The sequence below is a fragment of the Nocardia panacis genome, from assembly GCF_003598715.1.
In the GTDB taxonomy this organism is placed as follows: domain Bacteria; phylum Actinomycetota; class Actinomycetes; order Mycobacteriales; family Mycobacteriaceae; genus Nocardia; species Nocardia panacis.
Window position 1 is genome coordinate 619,430 of the sequence record NZ_QZFU01000019.1, and the last position, 20,173, is coordinate 639,602.

Consider the following 20,173-nt stretch of genomic DNA (forward strand, 5'->3'; position numbering starts at 1 on the left):
TCAGCCCACCAGAGTCAGTAGTTGCGGGGGTGCGCTCGGCGGCGTCGGCAGGGCGAAACCGCGTGCGCCGGGCGTGAGCGAACCGAGCACCGACGCGTGCCGCGCCCCCGTGCAGGCCGGGAGCGCACCGGGCAGACCGTGCGCGGTCAGGAACCCGAGCACCGCGAAGGCCAGCGCCTCCTTGTCCTCGGAGGGCAGACCGAGCTCGTCGGAGGTGCGCAGCTCGGCCCGCGAATCGCGCAACCGCGTCGCCAGCGCGGCCATGAGCGTGGGATTGCGGGTGCCGCCGCCGGAGGCGATCACCTCCGTCGGCGCGTAGGGGGCCAGGGCGGCGGCAATGGTGCGGGCGGTCAAAGCGGTCACAGTGGCGACGATATCCTCGGCCGGTAACGGGTCAGCGGGCAACACGCGCTCGAGGTAGGCGCGGTTGAACAGTTCCTTACCCGTCGATTTCGGCGGACGCAGGCCGTAGTAGGGCTCGGCGAGCAGCCGGGCCAGCAGTGTCGGATCGACGCGACCCCGCGCGGCCATCGCGCCGTCGCGGTCGAAATGGGCCGCGCCGCCGGTGGCCGCCTCGACCGCCGCGTCGATGAGCGCGTTGCCGGGACCGGTGTCGAAGGCGACGGGCGGATCGCCGAGCACGGTCGCGTTGGCGATGCCGCCGATATTCAGCGCGGCGGCGCGGCCCGGCCGACCGCGCAGCCACAGCGCGTCGAACAGCGCGACCAGCGGCGCGCCCTGCCCGCCCGCCGCGATATCGCGGGAACGGAAGTCGCTGACCACGCTCGCACCGGTGCGTTGCGCGATCCACGCGGGCTGACCGAGTTGCAGGGTGCCGCGCACCGCGCCTTCCTCGACCCAGTGGTAGACGGTCTGCCCGTGCGATGCGACGAGATCGACAGTGCCACCGAAGAATTCGTCCATGGCCGCCCCAGCGGCCGCGGCGAACGCCTGCCCGATCGCGGTGTCGAGGCGGCACACGGTGGCCATGTCCAGCGCGGCGGGCGGTAGCGCGGCAATCAGTTCCGCGCGCAGCTCATCGGCGTAGGGCAGACTCGTCCGACCCGCGGTGCGGACCTCGATCGCGTTGTCCCGCAACGAGATCTCCGCGCCGACCGCATCGATCGCATCGTGCGAGGTGCCCGACATCAACCCGATGACGCGCACTAGGCCACCACCCGTGCCGGTTCGGACGCCGGTCGCGGCGCGGGATGCAGCAGGCTGGATATCCCGCCGACCAGTAGCGTCACCAGGACGCCGATCGGCACCAACCACTGTGCGGCGATACCCTTTTGGACCATCTTCCCGGCCACCTCCACATCGACCTTTACCACCCGCACCACGAAGGTCATCACGAGCACCGTGACGATGAAAGCCACCACCGCGTCGAACTGGTTGGCGCGCTTGATCAGTCGACCCAGCAGGAACGCGCCCAGCAGCGCGCCGTAGGTGTAGCCCGCGATGGTCAGCGCCGTCAGGTAGACATTGCCCGCGGTGGAACTGAAGCCCATGGCGAACAGTGCCATCAGCACCGCCCACACCAGCGTCATCACCCTGGCCAGGCGCAGCATCGCGTCATCGTCCAAGCCGCGGCGGGAGAAGCTGCGAATGATGTCGGCCACCGTGGAATTGGCCATCGAGTTCAGTGCCGAGGACAGCGAACCCATTGCCGCGCCGAGGATTCCGGCGACCAGCAGACCCGAGATCACCACCGGCAGACCGTGCAGGATGAAGTTGGGGTAGAGGCTGTCGGCGCTGGTCAGTCCGAGTTCCTTGGCCGACTTGCCGCCGTTGTAGGACCACAGCAGCGCGCCGACCAGCGAGAAGGCCGCGAACTGGATGGCGATGAAGATTCCGGAGCCGATCATGGCCTTCTGGCTCTCGCGCAGCGTGCGGGTGGCCAGGATGCGCTGCACGATCAACTGGTCCGAGCCGTGGGAGGCCATGGCGAAGATCGCACCGCCGATCACGGCGGTCGGCAGGGCGAAAGTGCTGGTGAGCACGTGGCCGAGGCCGAAATCGGTGTCGAGGAGCTTGAACTTGCCCGCGTCGAACGCCTGCGACCAGCCGGACGCGCCGACATGTCCGGTGAGCACCGAGATGGCGATGATCGCGCCCACCAGGTAGAGGCCCATTTGCAGCGCGTCGGTCCAGATGACGGCCTTGATGCCGCCGAGGTAGGTGTAGACGACGGTGATCACCGTGAGCACCACGATGATGACGTTGTAGCCGACATTGAGTCCGAACTCGCTGAGCAGCAGCTTGATCGGGATCGCCGAGGCGAACAGCCGCACGCCCTCGGCGAGCAGACGGGTGCCGACGAAGGTCACCGAGGCCACGCCCTGCAGGTAGCGACCGAATCGCACCTCGAGGTACTGGTAGGCGCTGACGAATCCGCCGCGCTTGTACAGCGGGATCAGCACGATGGCGACCACGGTGCGGCCGATGATGTAGCCGAAGGCCAGTTCGACATTGCCGAAGCCCTGGTCGGTGTAGGCGCCACCCGGAACCGAAATCACGGTCAGCACGCTGGTTTCGGTGGCCACCACCGAGAAACACACCGTCCACCAGGGCATTCGGCCCTCGCCGACGAAGTAGTCGCTACTCGATTTCTGTTTTCCGGACAGGCGTAGCCCGATCCACGCCACCACGACGAGGTAGACGACTATGACGGCGAGATTGAGTGCGTTCATCGCGACTCCCGGTGATACAGCGAACCAATGCGCAAGTAAGTGTCAGCGTCATCACATGTTCTGTCAATAATTGTTAGGAAATCGGTCGACCAAGGTTTCCAAAGCGGTCGACCGGTCGACGGCCAATAGTGCCGCCCCCTCCAGCGGGCCGCCGAGGGCCGAGCGCCGCTCGATCAGCGACGCGATCCCATCGTCCAGCGGATCCAGCAGCGGCGCACCGAGATTCACCAAACCGCCGGTGATCGCGTACGGAACCGGAGGCAGCAGACCCGAGCGCACCACCGCCGCGCGCACCGTACGGGCCAGCGAACGGCCCGCCGCCGCCATGATGTCGGCGGCGACCTCGTCGCGGTCGGCCTCCGCCGCGACCAGCGGCGCGAACCTGGCCGCAATCAATGTCGGATTCTCTTGCTGCCCAAGGAATTTCGGTAGATCATCGGGCTGGGCCGCGTACAGCTCCGCCATCTTCTCCGACAGCGTCGTCGCCGGACCGCGACCGTCGTGCGCGCGCAACACCGCCCGCAGACCCTCCGCACCGATCCAGCCGCCACCGCCTTCATCGCCCAGCAGCGGACCCCAACCGTCAACCCTGGTAAACCGCCCCGCCGCGTCCACCGCCGTCGCCACCGCCCCCGTCCCCGCCGCGAGCACCACACCCGCCGACCCACCCAGCGCCCCCGCATGGGCGGTCACCGCATCCGAGGTCACCGCGACCTGCGCCACCCCAGGCAGATCCGCCAACCGCCGCGCGAGCTCCCGCGCACCCTCCGGTGCGGCGACCGCACCCGCCGCCCCCACCCCCAACGCGAATCCGCCCTCCCGAACACCTATTTCGGCGACAACGGACCGTATCGCCCCCTCCGCCGCCGCCACGCCACCCGCATACGCCAACCCCGGCGTACCCGCCGCCTCGGCATACCCCCGCTGAACCCCCGCCTCCCGAAACGACCCCCGACACCCGGTTTTCCCGAGGTCGACGGCAACCACCAGCCTGATCATGGGCAGATCCTTACACCACGACCCACACCACCGTTGCAGTCCGCGCACCGAATCGCGGCCCCCTCGACCCTATCGGCGACCACTGATCACCAGGTCAGCGCGGTAGGATCGCACCATCATGTGACCTGACCCACAGTTCTTCCCCTCGGCCTCGACTCGCCCCTTCGAGGCCGGGTTTACCCGCACCCGCCGACGACAGATCGGCCCGGCTCTCGATAGCGAGAACCGGGCCGCGCGCCGGAGGGCCGGGCGGTCAGTGTGCCGGCAATGGATCCTGGCCGAGGAAGCGTTGCCCGCTATCCGCTCCGGTGCGCACGGCGGAGAAGCCGTAGTCGATCATGTCGCGTTCGTAGTCGTGCAGAGCGGTGCGGAGTTCGCGGCCGCCTGCCGCGGCGGTGAGGGCGTCGGCCAGGTTGGCGGCATCGCGCAGGGCGGTGCAGGCCCCGGATCCGGATGCGGGGCTCATGGCGTGGATGGCGTCACCGAGCAGCGTGACCGGTGTGGTCGGCCAAGCCGGAACCGGCACACTGCTGCGCAGCGGTAGCGCGAACATGCTTTGCGGGTCACAGGCAGCGACCATCCCGCGCACGCGGGGATGCCAGGTCCGCACCGCGTCGGTGACGATTTCGTGCAGCCGCTCACCGTCGAAGTCCCGCAACAGGTCTCGGGTGGGGCCGAACCATTCACCGCGCGCTCCGAACGAACACGTCATGTAGTCCGATGCCGGCGGCAGCGCAGCCGGTCCGGGCAGCAGCCGAGCGGCCGCGGCGGCCGGGTGGTCCGGGAACTCCACCGGCGCGACACCCACGAACGAACCGTCCAGGCCGGTGATCATGGTGAACACGCCGAACATGGTGTGGTCGAACAACTCTCGCGTGCGATCGGTGAGCGGGATCGCACCGTAGAGCTGCCACACCCCGGTGTCGACGACCCTGGCGTGGGGCAGGTACTGCCGACGAACAACGGAGTTGATCCCGTCCGCTCCGACGAGGACATCGGCGGGTGCGATGTCACCGTCGGCAAGATGCACCGCGATCCGGCCACATCCTTCGAACTCGTAGCCGGAGACCGACTTTCCGAATACGACCATGTCCTCGATACCGGTGAGCAGGATCGCGCGCAGGGTCAGTCGGTCGACAGCGAGCGCGGGCTCGGCTGAATCCCGAACGAGCAGTTCGTTCAAATTCCGGTCGAGCAGCGTGAATCGCGACTTCGGAGTGCCAGCGGTGGCATGGAACAACTCCGTCAAACGCGGCGGCAGCAGCCGGTGCAGTGCATCTCGCGCGGAAGCGTCCAGATGCAATCGGTAGCCCTGCCGACGCGAATCCAGTGCGGTGTCCCGTTCGTACACGGTCGCGTTGATCCCTCGCTCGCGCAATCCCTGCGCCAAGGCCAGCCCACCCAACCCGGCGCCCGCGATAGCGACAGTAAACGTTGACATGACAAGTCCCTTCACATGCAGCATCAATGGAAGAGACGCACAGGTCGCACCCGATCCGGATACGGTGTTCAACGCTTGGATGTCGCCGGGACTAACCCATACCCGGCCCAGTCTTCGCACGTCCGAACGCCAGCATAGCCGGCAGGCGAACACATCCGCCACGCTCAGTACTACCCAGCCTTGGCACCCCTCAATGAACCGCCACACGCTCGGATCGCCACCCGCCGCTACGACGAGATCGCGAAAGACAATCCGTCACAGTCGAATTCGATCCGCCGCGCTACGACGAGGAGAACAAGTGTCGGCGAGGCACGTGGCGCATCGCCGGACTCGGGCGCAGCACCGGTCCCATCAATGGCTTCGGTCCCGACATCGACCAGCCGGACCCTATGTCCGCACCGCGCGGTCGGGGGCGAGCAGTTGGGCGAAGTCGACGTAGTACCGCCCGGAGGCGCACTGCTGTCCGAGCAGGATGCGGCGGGTGGTGTCGGTGATGAGCGCGCCGCCGAGGGCGACGTCGGCGGCGAGTTGGGGCCAACTGGTGAGGGTGTGGCCGAGTTGGTCGAAGGAGGCGGCAAGGGCGGGGCTCAGACTGTCTTTGCCGCCGACGATTCGCAGGACCACCTGTAGTCGGTCGGCCGGGTTCATGGCGGCCACCCGCTCGGAGGACAGTTGGTCCAGGAGGCCGTGCAGTAGGGGGCGATCGGGTTCGAGGTCGAAGCGTTCGATATCGAGCAGGCCGCGGTCGCTGGTGTCCATCAGTACCGGAATTCGGTGTGCGCGAGCGTGTTCGCGAACGGCGAGTTTGATCGGCAGACTGTCGCACTCCTCGATCAGTACATCGAGGCGGCCGGTCGGTCCGGCCAGGAAGGTATCCATATTCGTGTCATCGATCCCCGCGGGGAAGATCTCGATATCCAAATAGGGGTCGATCTCGAACATCTGGCGCGCGCACGCCACCGCTTTGGGCACACCCAACTCGTGCACTCCGCACCGTAAACGGTTGAGGTTGGTGAGGGCGAGTTCGTCGTGGTCGGCGAGCCGGAACGCGCCGCCGACACCTTCGAGCGCCAGGGTCAGTGCCGCGCTGCTGCCCACCGACAGTCCCACGATACCGATTCGGCCGCAGAGTAATTCGCGCTGTCGCGAGCGCTCGATCTTGTCGCGATTGCGGTCGGTGCGCACCAGACGGAATTCGGTGCGGGGCAGTACGTGGACCAATCGGCCCGACCACGGATACCAGACCCAGGTGCCGTAGCGCCACAGCGGTGTGCCCGCTGTGTGGTCGGCGATCCGAGCTTCGAGTTCCGCACCGCCGCAGCGATGTTCGGGATCGCGGCAGCCGATGAGGTCGGCGAGTTGAGCGGTGATCGTATCGTGCGCCTCGCGCACCCGGCCCGAATCGAGCAGGTCGAGCAGCGCCGCCACGTCGTCGGATCGCCGCATATCCAATAGAACCGGCTGCCAGGTCTCGCGATCAGGGGCTGCCGAGCTCCGCAAACCAGGCGGGATCTGGTGCGGCAGTGTCGATTCCGGGCGTTGCGCGGCCAGTTCGGGGAAGCGGTCACGCATCTCGGCGATCAGTCCGGAGTATTCGCTGGACTCGCCGGGGCGATGCACCAGGAGCACTACCTCACCGGTGTAGCGGGGAATGTAGCGGCGCGTCCCGTGCACCTCCCGGAACCCGAAGCGAGCGTGGAACTTGTCCTGGTCGTCCTCGGTGCCGGAGGTGCCGACCATGAGGCGCGCACCGAGATGGTAGGCGGCCCCGATCGCCGCCGCGCTCAGCACCGTACCCAGTCCGAGGTTGCGTGCGCTGTGCTCCACCAGAACCCGGCTGTGCTCGAAAACCACCGTCCCGTCGACTCCTTGGCTGTCGAGGAATCGCTCATAGGCGGTGTCGCCGAGGTGTTCGCGGGAGTGGAAGGCCGAGGGCGTCAGCGGTGTCGCCAGCCGAACGTAGCCGAGCACGGGACCGTCCGCATCGGCGCGGGCCAGGAAATGCCAAGCGCCGTAATCCAATTCCTCGTCGTCGAGATGCCTGCCGTCCGCGGTGCGGAACTCGGGCCGCCTGCCGTGATCGAAGATGACGCGCGCGCGCCACTGTCGGATCTCGGCGAGGATCTCCGTGTCGGCTCCGGGCTCCGGCGGCACCCGCAGAGCCGAAAGATGCCAGCGGCCGATCCGGTCCGACGCCGTGTTCGCCGCCGACGGCCGTCGCGGCCCGAATGTTCTCATCGCTTGGTTGCCTCTCCGAACATGGCTGAACCACAAGGGTTTCGACAGCAGCAGCGAGATGCACCCGACTGCTGCGCAATGGTTCGAAGGCCGGCGCGGACAGCCCTACGGCGCAGAGATTACCGGTCGCCGGACCTGAAGTCAGCCGATCGCGATCGGACCGAAGCCCTAGCGGTCCACCACCTCATCGCTTGCCGCCCGCCGACGCAGCGGTTCGGGCGCCGCGATCCACACCAGCGCGGCGAGGGCCAGCAAACCGCCGGTCAGGCCCAAAGCCAGTCCGTACGAGGACTTCTGCGCGACGAATCCGATCAGGACGGGTCCGAGGACGGTCCCGAAGTCGGCCGACATCTGAAAACCCGCGAGCAGCGGTCCACCTCGGGCGCGCGGCCCGATGATGTCGGCGACCGCGGCCTGCTGGGTGGGGGTGAACATGCCCGCGCCGACACCCGAGACGAAGGAGGTGGCCAGCAGCAGCCACAGTTCGGTTGCGAACCCCATACCGGCGGTGCCCGCCGCGCAGATCAGCGATCCGATGATGAGGAATGGTTTGCGCCCGTAGCGATCCGAGAGGCGCCCCGCCGTGAACAACACCGCCACATTCCCGGCCGCGAAGACGGTCAGGGCGATCCCCGCCATACCGGGCGACTGCCCGAGCACCTCCACCACGAGTAGCGGCACCAGCGCCATGCGCACCCCGAAGATGGCGACCCCGTTGGCGAAGTTGGACAGCAGCACGGCCCGGTACTCGGGGAGCGCCAAGCCATCGGTGAAGCTGATCAGTCGCATCTCGGCGCCCGATTCGGGTGCGGCGAGCGTCGAATTCCGCAGGCTCACATAGACAACGGCGGCCGCGATGAGCAGCGCCACCGCGTAGATGGCGAACGGCGCGCGCAACCCGAGCCCGGCCAGCGCCCCACCGACGAGCGGCCCGCTGATCGACCCGATCAGGAAGCTCGACGACCACAGCCCGGAGACCCGCCCCCTTTGCTGCTGCGGTGAGAGCCGAATCACCAGTGCCAGTGAGGATACGGTGAACATGGTCGACCCGATGCCGCCCGCCGACCGTAAAACCAGTAGCTGCCAATAACTTTGCGCCAATGCGCTGGCCCCGGTGGACAGTGCCACGATGAGCAGCCCACCGAGGTAGACCCACCGCTCCCCCAACCGCTGCACCAGCCGCCCGCTCACGGGAGCGAACACCAACCGCATCAGCGCGAACGCCGAGACGATGGCCGATGCGGCGGCGACCCCCACCCCGAAACTGCGCGCGTATTGCGGCAGCACCGGTGAGACGAGCCCGAATCCGATGGCGACGATGAAGGCGGCCCCGACCAGCACCCAGATCTCGCCGGGCAGGGCCGAGGTTCTACTGGCGCGCACCGGTCAGCGCCTGCCCCACCATTTCCGCCGCGGCCGCCTGCACCTTGGCCAGATGGTCGGCGCCGTGGAACGATTCGGCATAGATCTTGTATTTGTCCTCGGTGCCGGAGGGCCGGGCCGCGAACCACGCGTTCTCGGTGGTGACCTTCAGTCCGCCCAGCGGCGCACCGTTGCCGCGCGCCCGAGTGAGCACGGCCGTCACCGGTTCACCGGCGATTTCGGGGGTACCGATCATGTCCGGTGTCAACCGCGCCAGCAGGTCTTTCTGTTCCGCCGTCGCCGGGGCGTCGATGCGCGCGTAGGCGGGACTGCCGTAGCGGCGTTCGAGTTCCACATAGCGCGCCGAGGGACTCTGCCCGGTGACGGCCGCGATCTCGGCGGCGAGCAGCGCCAGCAGGATGCCGTCCTTGTCGGTGGTCCACACGGTGCCGTCCATGCGCAGGAAGGAGGCGCCCGCGCTCTCCTCGCCACCGAATGCCAGACTGCCGCTGAACAATCCGGGCACGAACCACTTGAAACCGACCGGCACCTCGTGCACATCGCGTCCGAGGACCCCGACCACCCGGTCGATCATGGCGGAGGTGACCACCGTCTTGCCGATCTTGGTCAGCGCGTCCCAGCCCATCCGGTTGGCCACCAGGTATTCGATGGCGACAGCCAGGAAATGGTTCGGATTCATCAGCCCGCCATCCGGGGTGACGATGCCGTGCCGGTCCGCGTCCGCGTCGTTGCCGGTGGAGATGTCGTAGTCGTCCTTGATGGCCACCAGCGAGGCCATGGCGTAGCGCGAGGACGGGTCCATCCGGATCTTGCCGTCGCCGTCGAGGGTCATGAACCGCCAGGTGGGGTCCACGAACGGGTTGACCACCTCGAGTTCGAGGTCGTGGCGCTGGCCGATCTCCTCCCAGTAGTCGACGCTCGCGCCGCCCATCGGGTCCGCGCCGAGCCGGATGCCCGCACCGCGAATCGCGTCCAGGTTCAAGACATTCGGCAGGTCGGCGATGTAGTGGTCGAGGTAGTCGTAGCGCTGCACGTGATGGGTCATCGCCTCGTGCAGTGTGGTGCGTTTGACGCCATCGAGACCGTTGCGCAGCAGTTCGTTGGCGCGGGCGGCGATCACATCGGTGGCCACGGTGTCGGCCGGGCCGCCGTGCGGCGGATTGTATTTGAAGCCGCCGTCGCGCGGCGGATTGTGCGACGGGGTGACGACGATTCCGTCGGCCTGATGGCGGGTGCCGCCCCGATTGTGGCGCAGCACGGCGTGACTCAGCGCGGGCGTGGGCGTGTAGCGGCCGCGCGCGTCGATGACGGCGGTGATGTCGTTGGCGGCCAACACCTCCAGGGCCGTGGTCCACGCGGGCTCCGAGAGCGCGTGCGTATCGCGCGCCAGGTAGACCGGGCCGTCGATGCCTCTGGTGGCGCGGTATTCCACGATGGCCTGGGTGATGGCCAGGATGTGCGCCTCGTTGAACGCGCAGTCCAGGCTGGATCCGCGATGACCCGAGGTGCCGAAGGCCACGGCCTGCGCCGGATCGGTCGGGTCGGGCACCCGGCTGTAGTATGCCGTCACCAGGTGCGCGACATCCTCGAGGTCGGTGGGTCGCGCGGGACGCCCGGCTCGATCGTGGGCCATGCTCGCGTCTCCCTGCCTTATCGGTTGCGCCCTGCTCGTCATCAGGATCATGTCCCCAACCATTCGGTCACGGACGCGGCGGCGTACACCGCGGCCAGGCTGGCGGCAACGCTGACAACCACATTGCCGACGGCGTATCGGTACGCCTGCTCGGCGATCAGCCGAACGGTCTCGTAGCCGAAGGTGCTGAACGTGGTCAGCGCACCGCAGAAGCCGGTGCCCAGGAGTGCGAGCAGTCTGCTGTCCGCGTGTGCGCCGATCAATCCGCCGAGCAACGCCGAACCGACAATGTTAACGGTCAACGTCCCCAGCGGCAGCATCGATCGGGTGCGCGCGAGCACGGCACGATCGAGCAGGTATCGGATCGGCGCGCCGAGCATGCCGCCGACGAGCACCAGCGCCACCGTCATCTGACCGCCCCGAGCCATACCTCGACCGGGGAGAGTGCGACATTCACCGCCGCGAACAGGTCGGCATTGTCGGTGACGAAGGCGCGCAGCCTGGCGGTCTCGTCGACGACCATCACCATGACCGGGAGATGGTCGGCCAGGTCGAGGATGCGGCTGGTGTGGATGCGCGAGGAGGAACCGTAGCCCTCCACGCCGCGCCACACACTGGCCCCGGCCAGGCCGTAATCCCTGGCCCTGGTCACGATTTCGTGGTAGAGCGGCCTGTGCTGCCACTTGTCGTCCTCGTCCAGCAGTACGGTCAGTCGGGCCGCCGACTGCCATTCGCCGACCGGTGTCGCACCCATCGCCTGACCCCCTTCCGTCGCGCCGTCATTTCCGCCGTGCCGTACCGGTCGCCCACCGCGCCATGCTCATTCCGAGCACGACGGCCGCCAACCCCGTCACCACCGAACCCCCGAGATAGCCGAGCGCCTCGAGCGCGGCACCCGATTCGAAGAGTCTACGAACCTCCAGGGCGTAGGTGGAAAACGTCGTAAAGCCGCCGAGCACCCCGACACCGAGGAAGGGGCGGAGGAACCGGTGGGCTACCCATACCTCCGTGATCAGAACCATCAGTATTCCGATCGCGAAGCATCCCAACACATTTATCACGAGGGTGGACCACGGGATGCTGCGAGGTTGCGCGGGCCACCACACACCGATGGCGTAGCGCAGCAGGGCGCCGAGTCCACCGCCGAGCGAAATCACCAACAGGACCGCTGGTTCGGCAGGTGTCGCGGACTTGCGGACCATATCCCCCAACCTCCTGCCCGCCGCCGGATCTGCCGCGCCGACGATCGTTGCCAATCGTATGCCCGCACCGTGCGCATCCGGAGTCGGCGCGACGCGGGCCATCGGTCATCGTATCGGCACACCGCTCGGTCCGTTCCGGCCGGGACGGCACGCGAGGGGATCATCGACCGTCGACTCGCCCGGATCGCGGTGCGCCGGTGTGCCGGTGCCCGCGACCGTCGCGAACAGCACTGCGCCCGAGACGGAAAATCCGTCTCGGGCGCAGCCTTGTTCACCCGTGCGTCAGTGCGCGAGCACCGGCTCGCCCTCGGAAGGCACCGGCACCGAATTCGGCATCAGCACCGCCATGATCACCGCGCCCACCACGAAAATCCCGGTGGCCCACCAGAAGCTGGTGGTGTAGCTCTCGATCATGGACTGGGCCACGGTCATCCGATCCGGCACGCGACCGGACAGGTAGTTGGCCGCCGCCGAGGAGGCGATGGTGCTCAGCAGCGCCGTGCCGATCGAACCACCCACCTGCTGGCTGGTGTTGATCGTCGCCGAGGCGACACCCGCGTCCTCGTGCTGCACGCCCGAGGTCGCACCCTGGAAGGCGGTGGACATCGCACCACCGAGTCCGAGGCCGAGCAGGATCAGGGCGGGCAGGATGTGGGTGGCGTATCCGGTGGTCAGGCCGATGCGGGTCAGCCAGGCCATACCGGCCGCCGCGATCAGGAAGCCGCCGCTGACCACGATCTTCGGCCCAAGCTTCGGCAGCAGCAGCGAGGGGACGGTGGTCGAGGACAGCACCATCGCCGCCACCATGGGCAGGAAGGCCACGCCGGTGCGGATCGGCGAGTACCCCATGGTCAACTGCATGTAGTAGGTGAGGAACAGGAAGATCGCGAACATCCCGATGCCCATGACGAACACGGTCAGGTAGGACGCGCCGCGCATCCGGTCGAGCACGATCCGCAGCGGCAGCAGCGGATGGGCGACCTTCGCCTCGATCGCCACGAACGCCGCGAGCAGGACCGCGCCGCCGATCAGGAAGGTCAGGGTGAGCGCATCGGTCCAGCCGTGCGAGTCGGCACGGGAGAAGCCGTAGACGATGCCGAACAGCGCGGCGGTGACCACCACGGTGCCGGGCAGGTCCAGCTTGGGCCGCTGGTCGGCGGTGTGCTTGGCCAGCAGCAGGATCGCGCCGACCAGCGCGACGGCCGCGAAGACCAGGTTGACGAACATCACCCAGCGCCAGTTGGCCCATTCGGTGAGCGCGCCGCCGAGCAGCAGACCGATCGCGCCGCCCGCGCCTGCGACCGCACCGAAGATGCCGAAGGCTTTGGCGCGTTCACCGGGTTCGGTGAAGGTGACGGTGAGCAGCGACAGTGCGGCGGGGGCCAGCAGCGCGCCGAAGATGCCCTGGCCGACACGGGCCGCGACCAGCATCTCGAAGCTGGTGGCCGCGCCGCCGATGGCGGAGGTGGCGGCGAAGCCGATCAGACCCACGATGAAGGTGGTGCGGCGGCCGAACAGGTCGCTGAGGCGGCCGCCGAGCAGCAGCAGGCTGCCGAAGGCGAGGGCGTATCCGGTGACCACCCACTGCCGGGAGGCATCGCTGAACCCGAGATCCCGCTGCGCTGCGGGGAGTGCGATATTCACGACGGTCGCGTCCAGGACGACCATGAGTTGTGCCACGCCGAGAACGGCGAGCACCCACCAGCGCATTGCGTGCGATCCGCGGCGGCCCGCGGAGAGCTCGGGGGCTTTTGCCCCACGGTCTATCGTGGTAGTCATATGTCCCCTATGTCTCGAGCTTTGATCCGGAGTTACCTTCTCCGCTTACCGGAAGAAGCTATCACGATAACGGAGGTTCTGCCTCCACTTAATCCCGATAGTTGTTAACATGGCCGTGTGAATCCCGCCACGACCGTTCCCCCACCCCGCCGCCTGCGCGCCGACGCCGCACGAAACCAGCAGCGCATCATCGCCGCGGCGCGCCAACTCTTCGCCGAACGCGGACTCGAGATCACCCTCGATGACGTGGCCGAGAAGGCCGGTGTCGGCGTGGGAACGGTCTACCGCCGCTTCGCCAATAAGAAGGCGCTGGTGGCCGAGGTCTTCGAGCAGAATCTGCTCGATTTCGCCGAGGCGTCGGAGGCGGCCCTGCACAATCCCGACCCCTGGTTGGGCGTGGTGGAGTTCTTCGAGTACGCCTGCCGCCATCTGGCCCCCAATCGCGGCTTCGGCTCGGTCATGCTCGAACTCAAGCAGGAGATGGACCGGTTCAAGCAGGTCCTCGACAACAGGATCAAGCCGACCACCCTGGCCATCGTCGCTCGCGCCAGGGAGGCGGGCGTGCTGGCCCCCGGCATCGAGGGCGGGGATTTCTTCTCGCTGATCCACATGATCGCGAGCTTCGCCGATTTCGCCTCCGGCGTGCGGCCCGATGCGTGGGAGCGCTATGTGGCCATCGCCCTCAATGGCGTGCGCAGCGACAGCACGCCGCGCAGGCCGCTCACGGTCGCCCCGCTCACCCCCGCCGAGGTGGACCAGGCCAAGACTTCGACCTGCGAGGCGCGCAGGCGCTGGCCGATTCAGGACGGGCAGCCACAACCCGCGACCCAGTAGGCCCACAACCAAGCAAAACTTCCCAATTTCAGATTCTTGCGCGCGATTGGTAGCGCAGGTCACAGCGTCGCCCTAGAGTTGGACACATGACCAACTGGGTGAACTGGGCAGGCGATCAACACTGCGCGCCCGCGACCGTGGCCGCTCCGCGCACCGCCGAGGAGATCGCCGAGATCCTCGACCAGGCCGCGAGCGCCGACCAAACGGTCCGGGTGGCCGGGGCCGGACATTCGTTCACCGACGCCGTCCTCACCGACGGCGTCCTGCTCGACCTGTCGGCCATGAACCGCGTGCTCGATATCGACCGCGCCACCGGTTTGGTCCGGGTGCAGGCGGGCAGCACCCTCAATGCCCTCAGCAATGCCATGCACCCGCACGGACTCGCCTTCCCCAACCTCGGCGACATCGATGTGCAGACCATCGCCGGAGCCACCGCGACCGGCACCCACGGCACCGGCGCGGGCCTGCAAAACCTCTCCGCCGCACTGCATTCCATCGAACTGATGCGCGCCGACGGCAAGAAGGTGGAATTGAATGCCCGCACCGACCCCGACGGGTGGCGCGCGGCCAGGGTCGGCATCGGCGCACTGGGCATCATCACCGAGGTGACGTTGCAACTGACACCGTCGTTCGTACTCGAAGGTATCGAACGTCCGATCCCGGTGGCGGAGATTCTCGCCGACCTGGACTCCTATGTCGACGGCAATGAACACTTCGAGTTCTACATGTTCGCGCACAGCCCGCTGGCCATGACCAAGCGCAACAACCGCGTCGAGCTTCCCGAGCAGCCGAGGGCCAAGGCGGTGGACTGGTTCGCCGATATCCTCATGTCCAACTACGCTTTCGACGCCATGTGTCGACTCGGCCGTCGCGCGCCGAGCCTGGTGCCGCTCATCCATCGCGGCGCGGCCTACGCGGGCAGCTATCGCAGACAGGTGGACCGCTCGTATCGAGTCTTCGCCTCGCCCAGACTGATTCGCTTCACCGAGATGGAATACGCCATCCCCCGAGCGCATTCCGCGCAGGCGATCCGCGAAATCAAGGACCTGGCCGCACGATTCGCGACCCCGATGCCCATCGAGGTGCGGTGGGTGGCCCCCGACGACGCGTTCCTTTCCCCGGCGGGCGAACGCGACACCTGCTACATCGCGGTGCACCAGTACCAGGGCATGAACTACGAACCGTACTTCCGCGCCTGCGAAGCGATTTTCGACAAGCACCAGGGCCGACCGCACTGGGGGAAGCGCCACTTCCAGACCGCCGAGACACTGCGGGAGCGCTACCCGCACTGGGATCGGTTCACCGAGGTGCGCCGCCGCCTGGATCCCAAGGGCCGCTTCAGCAACGCCTACGTCGATCGGGTCCTGGGCGCGCTGTAAACAGTCCGCCCGCGCAGATCGGTCCTCCGGTCCCATCGCTCACGCCGCGGTGTTTGATTCGCGGCGCTCGCGGGTCCCTCCGTGGTCACGCTGCGCTACCTCCTCCGGTCCCGTCGCTCACGCCGCCGTGTCCAATTCGCGGCGCTCGCGGGTCCCTCCGTGGTCACGCTGCGCTACCTCCTCCGGTCCCGTCGCTCACGCCGCCCGAATCCGTATCCCTTACGCTACGACAGCGTTTGGGCGCGACCGGGATACGGCCCGGCAGGTTCTTCGGCGAAAGGCGTTGCATGGCCCACACACCGAGCGTGCTGTTCGTCTGCGTGCACGACGCGAGCCGATCCCCCATGGCCGCCGGACTATTGACCGCGCTGGCGGGCACCCGCATCGAGGTTCGTACAGCGGGTAGCGCGCCCGCGGCGACCATCAACCCGAGCGCCGTGGCGGCCATGGCCGAACTCGGGATCGATATCTGCGCGCATCGGCCCAAAGCGCTCACCGATGAGGCGGTGGGCGTCTCGGATGTGGTGGTCACCATGGGACCCGGCGATGGGTGCCCGTACTTTCCCGGCATCAGCTATCGGCATTGGGATCTGCCCGATCCGGCCGGATACGGGCTCGAAGGGATACGGCCGATTCGGGATCGGCTGCGCATCCTGGTGGAGAACCTCATCGCCGAACTGGTGCCGACGCCCACACGCTGATTCGGTCCGATTCGTTCAAGACCGGGCGCTCGCGCACCGCTTACCGTGGGGATATGACCCCAGAACTCGATGTCGTCGAACTAGTTGTCTCCGATATGGCCGCCAGCCTCGCCTTCTACCGTCGGCTCGGACTGAGTTTCCCGGCGGGCGCCGAGAGCGAGCCGCATGTGGAGGCCGAGTTGCGCGGCGGTCTGCGGCTCGCGTTCGACAGCGAGGAGACGATTCGCGCCTTCCACCCGGGTTGGCAGCGGCCCACCTCGGCCGGGCGCATCGGCTTGGCATTTCGCTGCGGCGACCCCGCCGAGGTGGACAAGGTGTACGCCGAACTCACCGAAGCGGGCTATGCGGGGGAACTCGCGCCGTGGGATGCGTTCTGGGGGCAGCGCTATGCGACGGTGCGCGACCCGGACGGCAATGGGATCGATCTGTTCGCGGCGCTGAATCCCTAGGCCCGGTCGCGAAGTCTCATCCGGCACCTCCACGGGACTTCGAGACAGGGTCACGGGAAACCGCGCATCCGGCGGCTATCCGCGTATCAGTAGCTCCCTCAACGGCATTCCCGTCAGCTCGCGCACCTCGCGAGACATGTGGGCCTGGTCCGCGTAGCCGGTCCGCGCGGCCGTGTCGGCAAGGGGGACACCGGATCGGGCGGCGGCGACCGCGCGTTGCAGCCGCAGCACGCGCGCCAGCGTCTTGGGGCCGTAGCCGAACGCTGCGAGGGAACGGCGGTGCAGCAGACGCGGATTCAGCTCGACCGACGCGGCCGTCGCGGCGATGGTCCACCCGGCGGCCAGGGCGGTGACGATGTGGGCCAGGCGCGGATCGGGCGGTGCGAGATCCACGGCGCGGGACAGGACGAGATCCTCCAGTGCCGCAGCGTGATCGGCCGCGTCGTCGACCTGCCCGGTGAGCCGACGGGCGAGGACAGCAGGCCAGATATCGGCCAATTCCACTCTGCGGTCCCGTAATTCGTGGGCCGGGAGGCCGAGCAGAGCGGGTGCGGTGCCCGGATAGAAGCGGATCCCCGCGAGCTCGGTGCCCGGTGCGATCATGGGCCGGTGCGCGGTGGTGTCCGGCCCCGCGACGAACAGGCGACCCGAGCACCAGATCAGATCCAGACAACCGTCCGGCAGCACCGGCCGCGATTGGCCGCGACCGACCGCGCGGGTCCACACCACCGCGCGGTCGTATCGCGACGGCCGCTCGCGATATCCGCCCGGCCCTGTCATATCCCGCAGGCTACCCACCGGCACCGACACTGTCGGTCACGGCTGGAACAATTTCGTGCCATGAGCACGACCGGCGACGATGTTCGCGAAGTAGCCATGTCCCTGCCGGAGACCACCGAGGAATTCGCCTGGGGCATGCCTATCTTCCGCGTCGCCCGCAAACTCTTCCTCACCCTGCCCGAGGAGGAGACCTCCATAGCCGTGCGCTGCCCCGTGCTCGAACGCGACGAACTGGTCCGCGCCGAACCCGAGAAGTTCTGGGTCGCACCCCACGAGGCGACCCAGGCTTGGGTGCGGGTTCGCCTGGCGGCCCTGGAGGACCGCGGCGAGTTGACCGATATTGTCCGGGACTCCTGGCGGCAGGCCGCACCGAAGCACCTGATCGACGGCGATTGATCACCTGCGTGCGGCCCGCCGAGTCGTCCGATTGTCTCGGCGAGCCGCCACAGTTCACAGAGTCAGAACGAGCCGACCCGAAAGACCGCCTGCGGCGAGTCGGGTATGTGCTTCGGCGGCGGCTTCCAGCGGCAATGTCTCGGCGACGCGGAAGGTGAGCTTCTGCTCCGCGAGGCGGGCCAGGGCCCTCCCGTCGGCGTGGATCCACTCTTGGTGCACGGTGATACCGCGCAGCGGGACCGGGACCGCACCGCCGACCACGGTGACGAAGCGACCTCGGTTCCGGATCGCAGCGAGTGCGCGGTTGCTCAGACCCGCTGTATCCAGTGCGGCATCCACGCCACCGGGAACCCGTCGACGCGCCTCCGCCGAAAGATCCGCGTCGCGCTCGAGCACCCATTCCGCGCCGACGGAACGCAGGAACTCCGCGTCGGACCCCTGGGCGAGCACTCGAATGCCGCGCTGCGCCGCGATTTCGACGGCGAAGCCGCCGACCGCGCCGGTCGCGCCGGTCACCAGGAGGGTGTCGCCCTCGGACAGCTCGAGCAGGTCGAGTGCCTGGGCGGCGGTGAGACCGTTCAGCGGCAGGGTGGCCGCCTCGACAGCCGATACGCCGGTCGGGGCCGCGGCCACGGAGGTGGCGTCGAGCACCACGTACTCGGCGTAGGTTCCCAGCGCGGAATCCAACAGGTCGCGCAGGCCGATCACCTGCTGCCCCACGGTGAATCCGTCGACTCCGGGGCCGAGCTTCTCGATCGCACCCGCGACATCCCATCCGATACCGGTGCTCTCACGCGGGGCCATCAACCCGGCCTCGACCAAGACACCGGAACGGGTCACCAGATCGACCGGGTTGACGGTCGCCGCCGCCACCTGGATCCGGACCTGTCCCCAACCCGGCTCCGGGATCTCCACCTCGACGACCCGCAGCACCTCCGGTTCGCCATAGCCTCGCACCACTACTGCTCGCATTGTCTCTCGCTTGCTCATGCGAATAACTTTCGGGGCGCTACTCTCTTTAAGGAAGTAGGCACTTCAGAGTGCCCACCAGACCCGGAGGTAACAATGGCCACCCGAACCGCCGCGCAACTGCGAGCCGAACGCGCGATGGTCTACGACGCCTATATCGCCGAATGCCCGACGCGCAAACTGCTGGACCGGATCTCCGATAAGTGGGTGAGCCTGACGGTCAACGCGCTCGCCGATGGACCGCAGCGCTATCGCGACCTGCAACATCGACTGGCAGGCGTCAGCCAGAAGATGCTCACCCAGACGCTGCGCAATCTGGAACGCGACGGATTGATCACCCGGACGGTGTGGCCCACGGTGCCGCAGCGCGTCGACTACGAACTCACGCCGCTCGGGCAGTCACTGCTGCCGGTCATGCAGGCCATCAAGGGCTGGGCCGAGGAGCATATGGACGAGGTCGAGGCGGCCCGCACCGCGTACGCGGAGTAAGCGTCTCAAAAAAGACGTCTCATAATCTTTTCTCTTTGAGATAGCGATACAGGGTGGCGCGGGACACCCCGAGTTCGCGCGCGATCTCCGCGACGCCGCTCCCATCCCGTTCGCTCATGCGCCGTGCCGCCGCCACCAACTCCGGCGACATGGCGGGCGGTCGACCGCGCCGCACGGTTCGCTCGGATGACGCTGCGCCACAGAGCGATTCGATACCCGAGAGCACCTGTTCGCGCAGCTCCGCCGTGGGCGCGTCCGGGTACAGGACGATCGGATCGCCCATGGCCCCGATGATCTGCGCCGCGCGCACCTGCTCGGCGAAGGTCGGGTCCGGTCCGGCGACAAGGTGGTTGGCCGCGAGCATGGCATCGCGGAAACGCTCGAAAATCGCGCCGGGACCCGCCATGGACAGGTCGTTCAGCACGAGACGCAGCAGGTAGCGGTGGGTCAGGTAGGTGTCGAGGAGACCTTCGATCACGGTGCGGCGCGCCACGGCGGGCGGTGCGGCGGCGGCCGCGGCGACGGTGGCCTCCATGGCGACCAGCAGCGGTTCGGCGAGTCCGGCGAGGATGTCGTATTTGCTCGGATAGTGGTACAGCACACCGGCTTTGGTAATGCCGAGTTGTTCGGCGATGGCCCGCACCGAGGTGCGGTGGTAGCCGTGGGCGCCGAACAGGTGCAGTGCCACGGTCAGTATTCGCTCGCGGGTGCCCGCCTCCGTCACGTCCCGAATTCTAGTCGTTGACTGACCGACGGTAAGCAACCTACCGTGGATACTGACCATCGGTCAGGAACCGGCCGGCTGATT

20 protein-coding genes are annotated in these 20,173 nt (G+C 67.7%); 6 read left to right on the forward strand and 14 right to left on the reverse strand.

Annotated elements, in window-relative coordinates:
- From D5S18_RS17615 to D5S18_RS17665, 11 genes are all read right to left on the reverse strand, one after another.
- A complete protein-coding gene (locus D5S18_RS17615; RefSeq protein WP_120042054.1) occupies window positions 1-1,167 on the reverse strand; it encodes an anhydro-N-acetylmuramic acid kinase in 1,167 nt (388 codons plus the stop codon).
- The gene (locus tag D5S18_RS17620) at window positions 1,167-2,693 is read right to left on the reverse strand and encodes a sodium:solute symporter (RefSeq protein WP_120042055.1); all 1,527 of its coding nucleotides are present in this window, start codon (window positions 2,691-2,693) and stop codon (window positions 1,167-1,169) included. Before D5S18_RS17620 ends, D5S18_RS17615 begins: the two co-directional genes overlap by 1 nt.
- A 63-nt stretch (window positions 2,694-2,756) precedes the next feature.
- The gene (locus D5S18_RS17625) at window positions 2,757-3,692 is read right to left on the reverse strand and encodes a BadF/BadG/BcrA/BcrD ATPase family protein (protein WP_162500979.1); all 936 of its coding nucleotides are present in this window, start codon (window positions 3,690-3,692) and stop codon (window positions 2,757-2,759) included.
- Between the two features lie 253 nt (window positions 3,693-3,945).
- Window positions 3,946-5,133: an FAD-dependent oxidoreductase gene (locus tag D5S18_RS17630; protein ID WP_120042230.1), complete on the reverse strand. Its 1,188-nt coding sequence runs from the start codon at window positions 5,131-5,133 to the stop codon at window positions 3,946-3,948.
- A 387-nt stretch (window positions 5,134-5,520) separates the two neighbouring features.
- Window positions 5,521-7,371: a ThiF family adenylyltransferase gene (locus D5S18_RS17635; protein WP_120042056.1), complete on the reverse strand. Its 1,851-nt coding sequence runs from the start codon at window positions 7,369-7,371 to the stop codon at window positions 5,521-5,523.
- Window positions 7,372-7,539: 168 nt separating this feature from the next.
- Window positions 7,540-8,754: an MFS transporter gene (locus tag D5S18_RS17640; protein WP_120042057.1), complete on the reverse strand. Its 1,215-nt coding sequence runs from the start codon at window positions 8,752-8,754 to the stop codon at window positions 7,540-7,542.
- A complete protein-coding gene (gene pgm / locus D5S18_RS17645; protein ID WP_120042058.1) occupies window positions 8,741-10,387 on the reverse strand; it encodes a phosphoglucomutase (alpha-D-glucose-1,6-bisphosphate-dependent) in 1,647 nt (548 codons plus the stop codon). The genes D5S18_RS17640 and pgm overlap by 14 nt, the downstream gene beginning before the upstream one ends.
- A gap of 47 nt (window positions 10,388-10,434) precedes the next feature.
- Window positions 10,435-10,815: a fluoride efflux transporter CrcB gene (crcB, locus tag D5S18_RS17650; RefSeq protein ID WP_345789771.1), complete on the reverse strand. Its 381-nt coding sequence runs from the start codon at window positions 10,813-10,815 to the stop codon at window positions 10,435-10,437.
- A complete protein-coding gene (locus D5S18_RS17655) occupies window positions 10,794-11,141 on the reverse strand; it encodes a DUF190 domain-containing protein (protein WP_120042060.1) in 348 nt (115 codons plus the stop codon). Before D5S18_RS17655 ends, crcB (D5S18_RS17650) begins: the two co-directional genes overlap by 22 nt.
- A 25-nt stretch (window positions 11,142-11,166) precedes the next feature.
- On the reverse strand, window positions 11,167-11,691 hold the full coding sequence (gene crcB, locus D5S18_RS17660; protein ID WP_239003823.1) for a fluoride efflux transporter CrcB: 525 nt from the start codon (window positions 11,689-11,691) through the stop codon (window positions 11,167-11,169).
- A 180-nt stretch (window positions 11,692-11,871) separates the two neighbouring features.
- A complete protein-coding gene (locus D5S18_RS17665; RefSeq protein ID WP_120042061.1) occupies window positions 11,872-13,368 on the reverse strand; it encodes an MFS transporter in 1,497 nt (498 codons plus the stop codon).
- Window positions 13,369-13,485: 117 nt separating this feature from the next.
- On the opposite strand from D5S18_RS17665, the gene D5S18_RS17670 reads away from it, so the two are divergent.
- From D5S18_RS17670 to D5S18_RS17685, 4 genes are all read left to right on the forward strand, one after another.
- The gene (locus D5S18_RS17670; RefSeq protein ID WP_120042062.1) at window positions 13,486-14,202 is read left to right on the forward strand and encodes a TetR/AcrR family transcriptional regulator; all 717 of its coding nucleotides are present in this window, start codon (window positions 13,486-13,488) and stop codon (window positions 14,200-14,202) included.
- An 86-nt stretch (window positions 14,203-14,288) separates the two neighbouring features.
- Entirely contained in the window at window positions 14,289-15,581 is a 1,293-nt protein-coding gene (locus D5S18_RS17675; protein ID WP_120042063.1) for a D-arabinono-1,4-lactone oxidase, read from the forward strand.
- A gap of 287 nt (window positions 15,582-15,868) precedes the next feature.
- Window positions 15,869-16,282, forward strand: a complete 414-nt coding sequence (locus D5S18_RS17680; RefSeq protein ID WP_120042064.1) for an arsenate reductase ArsC — start codon at window positions 15,869-15,871, stop codon at window positions 16,280-16,282.
- A 53-nt stretch (window positions 16,283-16,335) separates the two neighbouring features.
- Window positions 16,336-16,731 carry a VOC family protein gene (locus D5S18_RS17685; RefSeq protein ID WP_120042065.1) on the forward strand — a complete coding sequence of 132 codons (396 nt, stop codon included), beginning with the start codon at window positions 16,336-16,338 and terminating at the stop codon, window positions 16,729-16,731.
- Between the two features lie 75 nt (window positions 16,732-16,806).
- Here the strand turns inward: D5S18_RS17685 and D5S18_RS17690 are convergent, their stop codons facing one another.
- The gene (locus tag D5S18_RS17690) at window positions 16,807-17,511 is read right to left on the reverse strand and encodes a helix-turn-helix transcriptional regulator (RefSeq protein WP_120042232.1); all 705 of its coding nucleotides are present in this window, start codon (window positions 17,509-17,511) and stop codon (window positions 16,807-16,809) included.
- A 60-nt stretch (window positions 17,512-17,571) separates the two neighbouring features.
- Between D5S18_RS17690 and D5S18_RS17695 the strand changes: the two genes are divergently transcribed.
- Window positions 17,572-17,907 (forward strand): MmcQ/YjbR family DNA-binding protein, encoded by a 336-nt coding sequence (locus D5S18_RS17695; RefSeq protein WP_120042066.1) that lies wholly within the window; start codon window positions 17,572-17,574, stop codon window positions 17,905-17,907.
- A 54-nt stretch (window positions 17,908-17,961) separates the two neighbouring features.
- Here D5S18_RS17695 and D5S18_RS17700 read toward each other — a convergent pair whose 3' ends face one another.
- Window positions 17,962-18,897: an NADP-dependent oxidoreductase gene (locus D5S18_RS17700; protein ID WP_239003824.1), complete on the reverse strand. Its 936-nt coding sequence runs from the start codon at window positions 18,895-18,897 to the stop codon at window positions 17,962-17,964.
- 75 nt (window positions 18,898-18,972) lie between these two features.
- On the opposite strand from D5S18_RS17700, the gene D5S18_RS17705 reads away from it, so the two are divergent.
- A complete protein-coding gene (locus D5S18_RS17705; RefSeq protein ID WP_120042068.1) occupies window positions 18,973-19,365 on the forward strand; it encodes a winged helix-turn-helix transcriptional regulator in 393 nt (130 codons plus the stop codon).
- A gap of 19 nt (window positions 19,366-19,384) precedes the next feature.
- Here the strand turns inward: D5S18_RS17705 and D5S18_RS17710 are convergent, their stop codons facing one another.
- Window positions 19,385-20,089 carry a TetR family transcriptional regulator gene (locus D5S18_RS17710; RefSeq protein WP_120042069.1) on the reverse strand — a complete coding sequence of 235 codons (705 nt, stop codon included), beginning with the start codon at window positions 20,087-20,089 and terminating at the stop codon, window positions 19,385-19,387.
- Window positions 20,090-20,173 lie beyond the last annotated feature (84 nt).

Coding starts and splice junctions, on each gene's coding strand:
- D5S18_RS17690 (WP_120042232.1), bottom strand. CDS start 17,511: ATGACAGGGCCGGGCGGATATCGCGAGCGGCCGTCGCGATACGACCGC.
- D5S18_RS17685 (WP_120042065.1), top strand. CDS start 16,336: ATGACCCCAGAACTCGATGTCGTCGAACTAGTTGTCTCCGATATGGCC.
- D5S18_RS17635 (WP_120042056.1), bottom strand. CDS start 7,371: ATGAGAACATTCGGGCCGCGACGGCCGTCGGCGGCGAACACGGCGTCG.
- crcB (WP_239003823.1), bottom strand. CDS start 11,691: ATGGCCCGCGTCGCGCCGACTCCGGATGCGCACGGTGCGGGCATACGA.
- D5S18_RS17625 (WP_162500979.1), bottom strand. CDS start 3,692: ATGATCAGGCTGGTGGTTGCCGTCGACCTCGGGAAAACCGGGTGTCGG.
- D5S18_RS17665 (WP_120042061.1), bottom strand. CDS start 13,368: ATGACTACCACGATAGACCGTGGGGCAAAAGCCCCCGAGCTCTCCGCG.
- D5S18_RS17695 (WP_120042066.1), top strand. CDS start 17,572: ATGAGCACGACCGGCGACGATGTTCGCGAAGTAGCCATGTCCCTGCCG.
- D5S18_RS17655 (WP_120042060.1), bottom strand. CDS start 11,141: ATGGGTGCGACACCGGTCGGCGAATGGCAGTCGGCGGCCCGACTGACC.
- D5S18_RS17620 (WP_120042055.1), bottom strand. CDS start 2,693: ATGAACGCACTCAATCTCGCCGTCATAGTCGTCTACCTCGTCGTGGTG.
- D5S18_RS17705 (WP_120042068.1), top strand. CDS start 18,973: ATGGCCACCCGAACCGCCGCGCAACTGCGAGCCGAACGCGCGATGGTC.
- D5S18_RS17680 (WP_120042064.1), top strand. CDS start 15,869: ATGGCCCACACACCGAGCGTGCTGTTCGTCTGCGTGCACGACGCGAGC.
- D5S18_RS17630 (WP_120042230.1), bottom strand. CDS start 5,133: ATGTCAACGTTTACTGTCGCTATCGCGGGCGCCGGGTTGGGTGGGCTG.
- pgm (WP_120042058.1), bottom strand. CDS start 10,387: ATGGCCCACGATCGAGCCGGGCGTCCCGCGCGACCCACCGACCTCGAG.
- D5S18_RS17700 (WP_239003824.1), bottom strand. CDS start 18,897: ATGAGCAAGCGAGAGACAATGCGAGCAGTAGTGGTGCGAGGCTATGGC.
- crcB (WP_345789771.1), bottom strand. CDS start 10,815: ATGGCTCGGGGCGGTCAGATGACGGTGGCGCTGGTGCTCGTCGGCGGC.
- D5S18_RS17675 (WP_120042063.1), top strand. CDS start 14,289: ATGACCAACTGGGTGAACTGGGCAGGCGATCAACACTGCGCGCCCGCG.